Below are 13,747 nucleotides of genomic sequence, written 5' to 3'. Positions count from 1 at the left end.
GACGGCTGATGCTCTTGGTGCCGCACCGACCAGGCCCGGGCCGACCAGCCGGACCGGCCGCGGCATCCACATCCACGCACTCTTCCACGGGGGAAACACCCATGCCCATGCGCATGCGAGCAAGCGCTCTCACCGCACTCACCGCCGCCGCCCTCGCGGCGGGCACGGTCCTCACGGCACCGGCCGCCGGCGCCGCACCGAAGGCCGCCGCGCCCAAGTTCCTCTCGGCGTCCCAGCTGCCGCCGCACCCGACCTCGACCTGGACGGCCGGCCCGGTCACCGAGGGATTCCCGCAGGGACTCGGCTCCTGCGTGGACACGGAGGGCGTGACCTCCTACGACTACCGGTACCGGGAGTTCCGGACCGACGTGGACGCGAGCGCCGTGCAGCTGACCGTCGTGGCGGACACGCCCGCCCTGGCCAAGGCCCTGGCGAAGCACTACGACGACCTGATCCGCACCTGCGCCGACCGCATCGAGAAGAACGACCCGGACGTCGTCGAGGCCGAGGGCCGGGACTACGGTTCGCTGCCCGTCGAGGAAGGGGCGCGCGTCCGCGGCGTGTACACCGAGACGTCCTGGGGCGCCACGGACATCTCTCTGCTGTCCGTCGGACGGGACGGCAGGACCGTCACCGTCGTGTCGTGGGGCCAGATGGGCTTCTTCGACAGCGCTCCCGTGGAGGCCTTCAAGAAGACGACGACCACCGCTGTCAACAAGCTGTACTGACCGCGCGTCCGCCGGAAGACCGGGGCCGTCCTCCCGCCACGGGGGTGGGGGAGGGCGGCCCCGTCCTGCTCGTGGCGGCCGTGCGGACCGTCGTACTTCGGCCAACTTCACCGCGGCGCCGTGCACTCCGCCCCGTCGCCCCAGCCCTTCACCGCGTACGCAGGGATCGGCAGCCGGCCGTCGGCCCATCGTCCGATCTCGGGCGGTCAGGATCCGCCCGGGGACCCGGACCGGCTACCCTCTTGTCCCTCTCTCCGTCTCTGCCGTGCCGTTCAGCGGCCCGCCGCCCGGGCCGCCCGCCCCGTTCCGGTGGCCGAACACCTGGTCGTTGACAATTCGACATGACTGTCGCGTGTCCGACGGGGCATGGATCCCCGTGAACGTGTTCGAGCAGGAGGGGAACCGACGTCGGCGCGCGGGCGGGGGTCATGGAGAGGCAGGCACGAGGGGGCGGTCCCGTAGCAATAGGGGCCTTCTCGGCGAAGACGGTGGAGGACAAGGCCGACGACGTCACGGAGCGGGTGCCGGCGCCACAGCTGCGGCGCAGACTCGGGCGGGCGGACCTCAGGGCCGTACCGGAAGCCCGGAAGGCCCTGCGGGAGTTGCTCCGGCAGTGCGGCAGGCCGGGGCGGTCCGATCTTCCCGACATAGCGGAACTGCTCACCAGCGAACTCGTCACCAACGCGATCGTCCACACCGACCACGACGCGGTCCTGACGGCCACCGTGGGCCCCCGCGGACTGCACGTGGAGGTACGGGACTTCGTGGCCCGCAGACCCCGGCTGCGCCTGCCGGTCACCGACGACGGCACGAACGGCAGGGGCCTGTTCCTCGTGCAGTCCCTCGCGGACGCCTGGGGGGTCAGGGCCCACGGGGTGGGCAAGGCCGTCTGGTTCGAGCTGGCGGCCGAGGCGGCGTGAACGCCGAAGGGGGCGCGGCCCGCAGGCCACGCCCCCTCGTCCTGTGCTGCGGCTCGCTCAGCCGAACTGCTGCTCCAGGTCCTTGAGCTTGCGCTCCAGGGAGTCGAGACGCGGCAGCGCCATGGTGTCGTCCTCCGCGGTGAGGTCGACGGTCACCGGGTCAGCCCCGTGGCGAACGGGCTGCAGGGAGGGACGCGAGCGGACGGGCAGTTGTTCCGGCGCGGATATGGCAGGCTCCGCGGAGACCTGCGAGGAGCCGCGCTCCACCTGCACCTCCAGCTGCCGGCCGCCGCCGCGGCCGAGGTAGCCGCGGTGACCGCGGCTGATCGCCTTCAACTGGGCGCGCTCCACGCGCTGCTGGTCGCGGCGCCGCTGCCGGTCCGCGTCCTTCTTGCGCTTGTCCTCGCGGACCTCGTCGACCGCCTCGTCGAGGCTGCGCACACCCTCCAGCAGCATCAGCGACCAGGCCTTGTACGTCTCCCGGGGGGCCCGCAGCCAGCGCACGATACGGATCTGCGGCAGCGGGCGGGGCACCAGGCCCTGCTCGCGCAGGGCGGCCCGGCGGGTCTGCTTCAGCGCGCGGTCGAACAGGACCGCCGCGGAGAGGGACATGCCGGCGAAGAAGTGGGGGGCGCCGTCGTGGCCGACGCCCCTGGGCGCGTGCACCCAGTTGAACCAGGCCGCGGCGAGCGCGAACGTCCAGACCAGTATCCGGGAGCCGAGCGCGGCGTCACCATGGCTGGCCTCGCGCACCGCGAGCACGGAGCAGAACATCGCCGCGCCGTCCAAGCCGAACGGGACGAGGTACTGCCAGCCGCCGGACAGGCCGAGGTTCTGCTCGCCGAAGCCGACCAGGCCGTGGAAGGAGAGGGCGGCGGCGACGGCCGCGCAGCAGAACAGAAGGACGTAGGAGACGGTGCCGTAGACGGCCTCCTTGCGTCTGCGGCGTTCCTCGCTGCGCTCCCAGGAATCGTCCGCGCTCGTGTCCTTGACCGAGGAGCGCTTGCCGCGCGCGAGCACCGCCACCGCCGCCAGCATGCCCAGGAGAAGCACGGCGCCCGGAAGCAGCCAGTTCAGCGATATGTCGGTCAGTCTCATGTGGGTGGTCCCTTGCATGGGGATAGGGCGTAACGCCCGCCATAGTGGCCCAATCCCACCGGCCCTCAGGGGGTTTCGGGGCAAGAGGCCGCCAAGGAAGTGCAAGGGAATGCCCAGGGCGGCGTTCTGCTCGAACTGCCGCTTGAGGGGCGGGAGTTGAGTTCGAGCAAGAGTACCCGTACGGGTGGTTCTCCGGAAAGTTCCCGTGACAGGTGAGAAAGTTGTGAATCGCCTGTGGGCGTGTGGGTGTCCGGTTCCGTGATGATCCTACGGGACGGGGGGAGGCGCGTTGTCCGACAGTGCGTCAACTGGCCGTGGCCAGCAGCTTGCTGACCCGGTCCGCGTCGCAGGTGCGCGGGCAGGTGGCGCAGGTGTCCTCCGGGCGCAGGGTGTAGAACATGCAGCAGCTCGCACGGTCCCGGGTGCGCAAGGGCTCGCCGCCCGGGCCGGTCAGCTCCCGGAACGCGGCCGTGCCCACGTACGGCTTCGTCGCGCCCGGCAGGAGCAGCTCCAGCTCGCGCGTCGCACGCCGCTCCTCGATCCCGCCCAGCAACTGGGCGACGTACCACAGGCCCTCGACGATCTCGTCGGTCGCCATGCCCCACAGGGCCCGGCCGCGGCGCCGCATCCGGGGGCCGAAGCCGGTCAGGACCGGCTCCAGGTGCTCGGCGACCGCCGACCGCACCTCGGCCCGCAGCGCCTCCTCGTCCGGGACGACCCGGGCGCCGGGCAGTGCGGCGGCCTCGTCGTCGGGCAGGCAGGCGAAACCGGCCGGCCGGACCGCCATGTGGCCGAGGGCGTGGCCGGGGTCGGTGCGGTCGTACGAGACGTGCGTCACGGGGTAGCGGGGGACCCTGCGGTGCAGGAACCAGGGCGCGGTGATCAGGAGGCAGGCTGGCCACGCGTAGCGGTGCAGGCCGAAGCTGGCGACGACGTCGGGGCGGGCCCGCTGGTCGTAGTCGCGTTCGATCTGGGCGTCGTCCCAGGCCAGGAACGTGTCCAGGGCGGGGCCGGCGGCCGCGAGGTCGGCGGCCGTGACCCAGCCGCCGCCGCGCGGGGTCTCCTCTTCGGGGGTCAGTTCGGTGATGGCGAGCCCCGGGAGGATCTCGGCCAGGCGGGCGTAGGCGCCGGAGACGGCCGAACGGGGCACGGGCATGCGATCACCGATCCACGTCTGATGTGCAGGGCATTTGAAGGTAAGCCTTACCTTACCCAAGATCGCCGGGATTTGAACTGACGGTCGGTGCGCTTATGGTGCTTGACGGGCGAGTAACAAGCCGCCGTAATGACCCCAAGTACTGATACGTCCGGAGGAGGACCCTTGAAGCAGGGCGCGCAGGGCTCCGCCGGGACGGAGGTTTCGTGGGGGGCTGGGGCCTCGGAGGGGGCCGCTACGGGGGCTGGTGCCGGGGCCGGGGCTGGGGCCGGTGTGGGTGCCGCGGTGCCGGGCGGGCAGGCCCGGGTGCCGGAGCAGGCGGGGGCCGTGCGGGGGGAGCACACGCACAGTGAGCCCTCCGCGCCGTGCGCTCCGCGGGTTCGGGCCGTCGTCCAGCGGGCTTCCGTGCGCGGGCAGATCGTGGACGCGCTGCGGGCCGCGCTGGTGGCGGGGGACCTGAGGCCCGGGGAGGTGTATTCGGCGCCGGTGCTGGGCGAGCGGTTCGGGGTCTCCGCGACGCCCGTGCGGGAGGCGATGCAGCAGTTGGCCCTGGAGGGGGCCGTCGAGGTCGTGCCGAACCGTGGGTTCCGGGTGGTCGAGCGGGGGGCGCGGGAGCTGGCGGAACTGGCCGAGGTGCGGGCGCTGATCGAGGTCCCGGTGATGCTGCGGCTGGCCCGCACGGTGCCCGCCGAGCGCTGGGCCGAGCTGCGCCCCCTCGCCGAGGCGACGGTCCGGGCGGCGTCCACCGGCTGCCGGGCGACGTACGCGGAGTCCGACCGGGGGTTCCACCGGGCCGTGCTGTCCCTCTCCGGGAACGAGCAGCTGGTCCAGATCGCGGAGAATCTGCACCGCAGGGCGCAGTGGCCGCTGGCCGGGGGTGGGCCGGGGGTGCGGGGGCGGGCGGACCTGGTGGCGGACGCGCATGAGCACACGGCGTTGCTGGATGCGTTGATCGCCCGGGATCTGGAAGTGGTGCGGGTGCTGGTGGGCGAGCATTTCGCGGGTGCGGCGGGGGGCTGAGCGGGGGGTGCCTGCGGCGGCCTGTGGCTGTTCGGTGGGGGTGCGCGTAGCGCCTGCCGCCGGGTGGTGGGTCGGGGCCGCGCCGGGGGGTGTCCGTCCTCGGAACGGCGCGATGGGGTGAGACACCGACTCGCCGGCGTTGACGCGCCAACCGCTGCGGGCGGACACCCCCCGACACGTCCCCTTGCGTGATCCGGCGGCTGCGGGTGCGTCGTGGCTGCCGCCCTAGCTGCGGGCAGTCGTGCCGCTGGGGCGGCACGGGTGGGCGGTGGGGGTCCCCCTGCTCGAGCGAAGTCGAGAGCTTGGGGGAGGCACCTCGTCGCGCCGAGCTGCGCACCCACCCCGCCTCAGCGGCAACGCCGAGCACCTTGGAGCCCGCTCAAGCCCTCACGCCGTCGCCGCCCCCGCCGTCGGCGGCATCGGTGACAGCTGCCGTGCCAGCCACGTCGGCACACCCCCGAGCAACCGGAACAACCGCCGTGCCTCCTCCCGCAGCCGGGACGCCTCCGGTTCCGTCTCCGTGTCGGCCAGGGACACCAGCGCGGGGGCCGTACCCACCAGGTAGCCCAGCTCCTCACGGATCCGCAGGGACTCGGTGAAACCGTGCCGTGCCTCCGCCAACTCCCCGTCCCGGAGGGCGAGTCCCGCCAGGTGCCGCCACGTGAAGGAGAGCAGCAGCGGGTCGGAGTGGGCCGTCGCCCCTGCGTGGGCGCGGCGGTAGGCGGCGCGCGCGGCCTGGGGCGAGCGGGTCAGGTTCTCCGCCAGGAGCCCGCGCCGGAAGTCCAGCAGGGCCCGCGCGGGAGCCCCCGGAGGGATGAGCGCCGCGGCCCGGCCCAGCGCGGCCCGCGCCTCGTCGGCCCGGTCCCGGACCGCCAGCAGGGTCGCCGCGTAGGCCAAGTACCCGCGTTCACAAGCGGCCGCGCCCCGCTCGTCGTCGCTGTGCGCCAGCGCCTCGGCCGTGCGCAGCGCGTCCTCGGCCTCCTCCCAGCCCTGCTCGGTGTAGAGACACCGCTCCACCAGCAGGGAAGCGCGTTGCAGCGCCGCCGCGGGGGTGTCCGGCAGCAGCAGGGCGGCCGCGTCGGCCCAGCACCCGCGGGAGCGCAGCCGCCATACCGCGGTCTGGAGGGGATCGTCACCGGCGGTCGTTCCGTTACCAGACATGGCGGTATGCGCCACGTTGCCCTCCCCGAGCACGCCATCGAGCTGTTGAGTGGTGGCGGCATCTCAGCATGAATCGGCGGGCCGGGCCAAGAGGGTGGGTGAAGGATTTCACAAAGTCGTGGGACTCCGGGGCGCCCGGTGTTCGGGCCGGGACGCCCCTTGTCTCAGCTCATCCGCAGGGCCAGGAAGAAGTCCAGCTTGTCCTCCAGCCGTGACAGGTCACGGCTCGTCAACTGCTCGATCCGGCCCACCCGGTAGCGCAGCGTGTTGACATGCAGGTGGAGGCGGGTGGCGCAGCGGGTCCAGGAGCCGTCGCAGTCGAGGAACGCTTCCAGGGTGGGGATGAGTTCGGCGCGGTGGCGGCGGTCGTAGTCCCGCAGGGGGTCGAGGAGCCTCGCGGTGAAGGCGCGGCGGACGTCGTCGGGGACGAAGGGGAGCAGCAGGACGTGGGAGGCCAGTTCCTGGTGGCCCGCGGCGCAGACCCGGCCCGGGCGGGCCGCGGCGACGCGGCGGGCGTGCCGGGCCTCCTCCAGGGCGCCGCGCAGGCCCTCCGCGGAGTGGACCGCCGCGCTGACGCCGAGGGTGAGGCGGCCGTCGCCGTCGAGGCCGGCCGTGAGGGGGTCCCGTACGGACTCCAGGAGGGCGTCCGCGAGGACGCCGGTCTCCGAGCCGTCGTGCTCCGCGGAGACGGCGGGGAGGGGGACCAGGGCGATGGCCTCGTCGCCGGTGTGGGAGACCGCGATGCGGTCGGAGTGTTCCGGCCCGGCGGAGCGGGGGTCGACCAGGACCTCCTCCAGCAGGGCCTGGGCGACCGGACCGCCCTCGATCTCGCCGCCGTCCCAGTCGACACGGGCCACGACCACCTGCCAGTGCGGCGCCGCGCCGAGGCCGGGCAGCAGGACCGGGGCGGCCACGCGCAGGCGCGCGGCGATCTCGGCGGGGGCCGCGCCCGTCTGGACCAGTTCCAGGACCTCCTGGGCGAGGCGGCGGCGGACCGTGCGGGCCGCGTCGCGGCGGTCCCGCTCGACGGCGATCAGCTGGGTGACGCCGTGCAGCAGGTCGAGGCGCTCCTCGGCCCAGTCGCCGGCGTCCGCCTCGACGGCCAGCAGCCAGTCGGACAGGACGGTCTCGCGGGCGTCCCGGGCGGTCTGCGGGGAGCGGCCCGTCGAGCGGACCGGGAAGAGGGAGTAGGTGGTGGCGCCCAGGATGACGCGGTGGGGGCCGCGGCGGCCCGTGCGGGTCGCGGTCAGGTGTTCCGCCGCGAGCCGGCCGCAGGCCTCGGGCGGCAGGGCCGGGCCCGACGTCTTCGGGCCCGCGATCAGGCGGCCGGTCGGGGAGAGGACCCAGGCGCGCAGGTCCAGGTCCGAGCCGAGGAGATCGAGCACCACGTCGGGGCCGCCGCCCGCCGGGCCCGAGGTCATCATCCGGCGGTGCCGGTCGACCACCGCCGCGAGATCACCGGCCCGCTCGCCGGAGACCTGCCGCACGACGTGCTCGGTGATCGTCGCGAAGGCCACCGACTCGTGCACCGCGAAGAGCGGGAGGCGGTGGCGGGCGCAGGCCGCGACCAGGTCCTCCGGCACGTCGCCGAGCTCCGCCTCGCCCGCCGCGAGGGCCGCCACCCCCGCCTGCACCAGGATGCGGACGAACGGCTCCGAGTCCGCGGCGTCCCGGCGCCAGGCCAGGCCCGTGAGCACCAGTTCGCCGCCCGAGAGGTAGCGGCTGGGGTCGCGCAGGTCGGTGGTCATCACACCCCGCACGGCGCGGTCCAGCTCGTCCTCGCCGCCGAGCAGCTTGAGGCCCAGCGCGTCCGTGTCCAGCAGTGCGCGCAGCCGCATTCTCGTCGCCGCCGTTCTTTGTCTCGAAATCAATGGTGGGTCTTGGTGGGGTGCGGGATGAACGCCTGTTCGGAGCGCTGGTGAGCCAGGCTCGCCGTCCCGGAACGGCGTCCCGGCTGTGTCCCAGGTCACGCGGTTGTGTCGCGCGTTTCCACAGGAAAACGAGGAGGTTTCCGATGGCCTCCGTTCATACGAATCTACAAGATGCCTCTCCTGGCCAGCCAACTCCTTCATGGTTTCCGTGACTGACCCCGTCGGAGCACCGCGCTGTGTACTGAGTCCATTACGCGTTAACAGCACATGAACGAGCCGGGACCGCCGCACACGGATTGGCTCAATCTGAACGCCCCACGAGAAGACGAAGAAGAGAGCCGGTCATGGACTTCCTTCGCCCCGCCAGCTGGGAGGAGGCGCTCGCCGCGAAAGCCGAGCACCCCACCGCTGTGCCGATTGCGGGTGGCACCGACGTGATGGTCGAGATCAACTTCGACCACCGCCGGCCCGAGTACCTCATGGACCTGAACCGCATCGGCGACCTCTCCGAGTGGGAGGTCGGCGAGGAGAGCGTGCGGCTGGGTGCCTCCGTGCCGTACACGCGGATCATGGAGAACCTCCGAGCCGAACTGCCGGGGCTCGCCCTCGCCTCGCACACGGTCGCCTCCCCGCAGATCCGCAACCGCGGCGGCGTCGGCGGCAACCTCGGTACCGCCTCCCCGGCCGGCGACGCCCACCCCGCCCTGCTCGCCGCGGGCGCCGAGGTGGAGGTCGCGTCGGTGCGCGGCTCGCGCCGCATCCCGATCGACGACTTCTACACGGGTGTGAAGCGCAACGCGCTGGAGCCCGACGAGCTGATCCGGGCCGTGCACGTGAAGAAGGCCGACGGGCCGCAGCAGTTCTCCAAGGTGGGCACCCGGAACGCGATGGTGATCGCCGTGTGCGCCTTCGGGCTGGCCTTGCACCCGCGGACGCGGACCGTGCGGACGGGCATCGGTTCCGCGGCCCCGACGCCCATCCGGGCCAAGGCGGCCGAGGAGTTCCTGAACGCCGCGCTGGAGGAGGGCGGCTTCTGGGAGAACGGGAAGATCATCACCCCGTCGGTCGCCAAGCAGTTCGCGGACCTGTGCTCCGCCGCCTGCAACCCGATCGACGACGTCCGGGGCACCGCGAGCTACCGCCGCCACGCGGTCGGCGTCATGGCCCGCCGGACGCTGACCTGGACCTGGGAGTCCTACCGCGGCGCCCGCCGCGTCACCGAGGGAGCTGCGTAATGCGCGTGAACTTCACGGTCAACGGCCGTCCGCAGGAAGCCGACGACGTGTGGGAGGGCGAGTCCCTGCTGTACGTGCTGAGGGAGCGGCTCGGGCTGCCGGGGTCGAAGAACGCCTGCGAGCAGGGCGAGTGCGGCTCGTGCACGGTCCGGCTGGACGGTGTCCCGGTGTGCTCGTGCCTGGTCGCCGCCGGGCAGGTGGAGGGCCGCGAGGTCGTCACCGTCGAGGGGCTCGCGGAGTACGCCAGGCAGCGCGCCGAGGGCGGCTGCGCCACCGGCGCCTGCGGTACGTCCCTGCAGAACGCGCAGCAGTGGGAGGCGAAGGGGACCGACTCGCAGACCGGCGAGGGCACCGAACTCTCCCCGATCCAGCAGGCGTTCATCGACGCCGGCGCCGTCCAGTGCGGCTTCTGCACGCCCGGCCTGCTGGTCGCCGCCGACGAGATGCTGGAGCGCAACCCCAACCCGACCGACGCGGACATCCGCGAGGCGCTGTCGGGCAACCTGTGCCGCTGCACCGGCTACGAGAAGATCATGGACGCGGTCCGTCTGGCGGCCGCCCGGCAGGGAGAGGCGGTCTGAGCATGTCTTCCCCCAACGGAACCCCCACCAAGATCACCCAGGGCTCGCAGACCAAGGGCGGCATCGGCGAGTCCACGCTCCGCCCGGACGGCACCCTCAAGGTCACCGGCGAGTTCGCGTACTCCTCCGACATGTGGCACGAGGACATGCTGTGGGGGCAGATCCTCCGGTCGACCGTCGCGCACGCCGAGATCCTGTCCATCGACACGAGCGAGGCGCTCGCCCTGCCAGGCGTGTACGCCGTGCTGACGTACGACGACCTGCCGACCGAGGTGAAGAACTACGGCCTGGAGATCCAGGACACCCCGGTCCTCGCCCACGGCAAGGTCCGCCACCACGGCGAGCCGGTCGCGATCGTCGCCGCCGACCACCCGGAGACCGCGCGCCGCGCCGCCGCCAAGATCAAGGTCGACTACCGCGAGCTGCCCGTCATCACCGACGAGGCCTCCGCCACCGCCCCGGACGCGATCCTCGTCCACGAGAACCGCGACGACCACCACGCCGGGCACGTCCCGCACCCCAACATCGTGCACCGGCAGCCGATCGTCCGCGGTGACGTGGCGGCCGCCCGGGAGCGCGCCGACGTGATCGTCGAGGGCGAGTACACCTTCGGCATGCAGGACCAGGCCTTCCTCGGCCCCGAGTCCGGCCTCGCCGTCCCGGAGGAGGACGGCGGCGTCCACCTCTACATCGCCACCCAGTGGCTGCACAGCGACCTGCGCCAGATCGCGCCCGTGCTCGGCCTGCCCGAGGACAAGGTGCGGATGACGCTGTCCGGCGTCGGCGGCGCGTTCGGCGGCCGCGAGGACCTGTCGATGCAGATCCACGCCTGCCTGCTGGCGCTGCGCACCGGCAAGCCCGTCAAGATCGTCTACAACCGCTTCGAGTCCTTCTTCGGGCACGTCCACCGCCACCCCGCGAAGCTCCACTACGAGCACGGCGCCACCAAGGACGGCAAGCTCACGCACATGAAGTGCCGGATCGTCCTGGACGGCGGCGCCTACGCCTCCGCCTCCCCGGCGGTCGTCGGCAACGCCTCCTCCCTGTCCGTCGGCCCGTACGTGATCGACGACGTGGACATCGAGGCCATCGCCCTCTACACCAACAACCCGCCGTGCGGCGCCATGCGCGGCTTCGGCGCGGTCCAGGCGTGCTTCGCCTACGAGGCGCAGATGGACAAGCTGGCGAAGAAACTCGGCATGGACCCGGTCGAGTTCCGGCAGCTGAACGCCATGGAGCAGGGCACCATCATGCCCACCGGGCAGCCGGTCGACTCCCCGGCCCCCGTCGCCGAACTGCTGCGCCGCGTCAAGGCGATGCCGATGCCGCCGGAGCGCCAGTGGGAGTCCAGCGAGGGCGCCGACGTACGGCAGCTGCCGGGCGGCCTGTCCAACACCACGCACGGCGAGGGCGTCGTCCGCGGGGTCGGCTACGCGGTCGGCATCAAGAACGTCGGCTTCTCCGAGGGCTTCGACGACTACTCCACCGCCAAGGTCCGCATGGAGGTGGTGGGCGGCGAGCCCGTCGCCACCGTCCACACGGCGATGGCGGAGGTCGGGCAGGGCGGTGTCACCGTCCACGCGCAGATCGCCCGTACCGAGCTGGGCGTCACGCAGGTGACCATCCACCCGGCCGACACCCAGGTGGGCAGCGCCGGTTCGACGTCGGCCTCGCGGCAGACGTACGTCACCGGCGGCGCGGTGAAGAACGCCTGCGAGCTCGTGCGCGAGAAGGTCCTGGAGATCGGCCGCCGCAAGTTCGGCTCCTACCACCCGGCCTGGGCCACGGCGGAACTCCTCCTGGAGGGCGGCAAGGTCGTCACCGACGGCGGTGAGGTCCTCGGCGACCTGGCCGACGTCCTCGAGGACGAGGTCGTGGAGGTCGAGGAGGAGTGGCGGCACCGGCCGACCGAGCCCTTCGACCTGCGCACCGGCCAGGGCAACGGGCACGTGCAGTACTCCTTCGCCGCGCACCGGGCCGTCGTCGAGGTCGACACCGAGCTCGGCCTGGTCAAGGTGATCGAGCTGGCCTGCGCCCAGGACGTCGGCAAGGCGCTCAACCCGCTCTCCGTCATCGGCCAGATCCAGGGCGGCACCACGCAGGGCCTGGGCGTGGCGGTCATGGAGGAGATCGTCGTCGATCCCAAGACGGCGAAGGTGAAGAACCCGTCCTTCACCGACTACCTGATCCCCACCATCCTCGACACGCCGACCATCCCCGTCGACGTGCTCGAACTCGCCGACGAGCACGCCCCGTACGGGCTGCGCGGCATCGGCGAGGCACCCACCCTGTCGTCGACGCCGGCCGTGCTCGCGGCGATCCGCGACGCGACCGGACTCGAGCTGAACCGGACCCCGGTACGGCCCGAGCACCTGACGGGTACGCAGCTCTCCGAGGGCTGAGCAGTCGAGTAGGCCTGGGGGACGTCGTCCCCCGGGCCCCAGTTCGTCTCGGGCCGTCCCCCGGGTCGTGAACGTCCCAACCCCCTTTGAAACTTGGGAGCAGGCCCACATGACCCAGCAGTCAGTAGAGCCGAGGACCACAGCCGACGACGCGGGCGAAGGCACCCGCGTCCCGGCCGGGCGGTCCTGGCTCGACCGGTACTTCCACATATCCCACAGAGGGTCCACGGTCGCCCGCGAAGTGCGCGGCGGCGTCACGACCTTCATGGCGATGGCGTACATCCTCCTGCTCAACCCCCTGATCCTGTCCGGCAAGGACGTGGCCGGGGCCACGCTCGGCCAGCAGGCGCTGATCACCGCGACCGCGTTCGCGGCGGCCCTCACCACCCTGTTGATGGGCTTCGTCGGCAAGGTGCCGCTCGCCCTCGCCGCGGGACTCTCCGTCTCCGGGGTCCTCGCCTCCCAGGTCGCGCCCGAGATGACCTGGCCGCAGGCGATGGGCATGTGCGTGATGTACGGCGTCGTCATCATGCTGCTGGTCGTCACCGGCCTGCGCGAGATGATCATGAACGCGATCCCGCTCGCGCTCAAGCACGCCATCACCATGGGCATCGGCCTGTTCATCGCCCTCATCGGGTTCTACAAGTCCGGCTTCGTGCACCAGGGCGAGGCCACCCCCGTCACCCTCGGCCCGGCGGGCGAACTGGCCGGCTGGCCGGTCCTGCTCTTCGCCGGAACCCTGCTGCTGATCTTCATGCTGCAGGCCCGGAACACCCCAGGCGCCATCCTCATCGGCATCGTCGGCGGCACGGTCGTGGCCGCGGTCCTGAACGCCGCCGGGGTCGTCGACCCCAAGCAGTGGGCGGCCGGCGCACCCGAGCTGCACGGCAGCGCGGTGTCCATGCCCGACTTCTCGCTCTTCGGCGACGTCGAGTTCGGCGGCTGGGGCGAGGTCGGCGCGATGACCGTCGGCATGATCGTCTTCACGCTGGTGCTCGCCGGGTTCTTCGACGCGATGGCCACCATCATCGGCGTCGGCACGGAAGCGAAGCTCGCCGACGACAAGGGCCGGATGCCGGGCCTGTCCAAGGCGCTGTTCGTCGACGGGGCCGGCGGCGCCATCGGCGGTGTGTCGGGCGGCTCCGGCCAGACGGTGTTCATCGAGTCGGCGACGGGGGTCGGCGAGGGCGCGCGCACGGGCCTCGCCTCGGTCGTCACCGGACTGTTCTTCGCGGCCTGCCTGTTCTTCACCCCGCTCACCGCGATCGTGCCGCAGGAGGTCGCCTCCGCCGCCCTCGTCGTCATCGGCGCCATGATGCTGATGAACGCCCGGCACGTGGACTGGGCCGACCGCGCCACCGCCATCCCGGTGTTCCTGACGGTCGTGCTGATGCCGTTCACGTACACCATCACCACCGGTGTCGCCGCGGGTGTCATCTCCTACGTCGCCATCAAGACCGCCCAGGGCAAGTGGCGCGAGATCGGCGCCTTCATGTGGGTCCTCACGGCGGTGTTCCTCGTGTACTTCGCCCTCAACCCGATCGAGAGCTGGCTGGGCGTCCACTGACGCCGTCC

The 13,747-nt window shown here is 72.3% G+C and carries 11 protein-coding genes; 7 read left to right on the top strand and 4 right to left on the bottom strand.

Annotated elements, in window-relative coordinates; all coding sequences use genetic code 11:
• Positions 1-101: 101 nt before the first annotated feature.
• Together ACSUPV_RS08280 and ACSUPV_RS08275 are read left to right on the top strand one after the other, a co-directional pair.
• Positions 102-728, top strand: coding sequence for a hypothetical protein (locus ACSUPV_RS08280; RefSeq protein WP_037767040.1), 627 nt, complete (start codon positions 102-104; stop codon positions 726-728).
• 428 nt (positions 729-1,156) lie between these two features.
• A complete protein-coding gene (locus ACSUPV_RS08275; RefSeq protein WP_382615490.1) occupies positions 1,157-1,648 on the top strand; it encodes an ATP-binding protein in 492 nt (163 codons plus the stop codon).
• Positions 1,649-1,705: 57 nt separating this feature from the next.
• On the opposite strand, the gene ACSUPV_RS08270 is transcribed toward ACSUPV_RS08275, so the two are convergent.
• Positions 1,706-2,746, bottom strand: a complete 1,041-nt coding sequence (locus tag ACSUPV_RS08270; protein ID WP_031121174.1) for a DUF2637 domain-containing protein — start codon at positions 2,744-2,746, stop codon at positions 1,706-1,708.
• 304 nt (positions 2,747-3,050) lie between these two features.
• Positions 3,051-3,902 (bottom strand): (2Fe-2S)-binding protein, encoded by an 852-nt coding sequence (locus ACSUPV_RS08265; RefSeq protein WP_359794191.1) that lies wholly within the window; start codon positions 3,900-3,902, stop codon positions 3,051-3,053.
• A 129-nt stretch (positions 3,903-4,031) separates the two neighbouring features.
• On the opposite strand from ACSUPV_RS08265, the gene ACSUPV_RS08260 reads away from it, so the two are divergent.
• Complete coding sequence (locus tag ACSUPV_RS08260) at positions 4,032-4,922, top strand: GntR family transcriptional regulator (RefSeq protein ID WP_436947222.1); 891 nt, start codon at positions 4,032-4,034, stop codon at positions 4,920-4,922.
• A gap of 387 nt (positions 4,923-5,309) precedes the next feature.
• On the opposite strand, the gene ACSUPV_RS08255 is transcribed toward ACSUPV_RS08260, so the two are convergent.
• On the bottom strand, positions 5,310-6,083 hold the full coding sequence (locus ACSUPV_RS08255) for a hypothetical protein (protein WP_359794186.1): 774 nt from the start codon (positions 6,081-6,083) through the stop codon (positions 5,310-5,312).
• Positions 6,084-6,247: 164 nt separating this feature from the next.
• Positions 6,248-7,921, bottom strand: a complete 1,674-nt coding sequence (locus tag ACSUPV_RS08250) for a PucR family transcriptional regulator (protein ID WP_031121170.1) — start codon at positions 7,919-7,921, stop codon at positions 6,248-6,250.
• Positions 7,922-8,298: 377 nt separating this feature from the next.
• Here ACSUPV_RS08250 and ACSUPV_RS08245 point away from each other — a divergent pair, with 377 nt between their 5' ends.
• From ACSUPV_RS08245 to ACSUPV_RS08230, 4 genes are all read left to right on the top strand, one after another.
• Complete coding sequence (locus tag ACSUPV_RS08245) at positions 8,299-9,189, top strand: FAD binding domain-containing protein (RefSeq protein ID WP_031121169.1); 891 nt, start codon at positions 8,299-8,301, stop codon at positions 9,187-9,189.
• A complete protein-coding gene (locus tag ACSUPV_RS08240) occupies positions 9,189-9,770 on the top strand; it encodes a (2Fe-2S)-binding protein (protein ID WP_031121168.1) in 582 nt (193 codons plus the stop codon). Before ACSUPV_RS08245 ends, ACSUPV_RS08240 begins: the two co-directional genes overlap by 1 nt.
• 2 nt (positions 9,771-9,772) lie before the next feature.
• Positions 9,773-12,172, top strand: coding sequence for a xanthine dehydrogenase family protein molybdopterin-binding subunit (locus tag ACSUPV_RS08235; RefSeq protein WP_436947221.1), 2,400 nt, complete (start codon positions 9,773-9,775; stop codon positions 12,170-12,172).
• Between the two features lie 109 nt (positions 12,173-12,281).
• Positions 12,282-13,739 carry an NCS2 family permease gene (locus ACSUPV_RS08230; RefSeq protein WP_436947220.1) on the top strand — a complete coding sequence of 486 codons (1,458 nt, stop codon included), beginning with the start codon at positions 12,282-12,284 and terminating at the stop codon, positions 13,737-13,739.
• The last annotated feature ends 8 nt before the right edge of the window (positions 13,740-13,747 follow it).

This window comes from Streptomyces sp. SudanB52_2052 (assembly GCF_964272415.1).
Taxonomy (GTDB): Bacteria; Actinomycetota; Actinomycetes; order Streptomycetales; family Streptomycetaceae; genus Streptomyces; species Streptomyces olindensis.
Note: the sequence above shows the minus strand (reverse complement) of the source record. Positions and strands in the feature narration are given on the sequence as shown.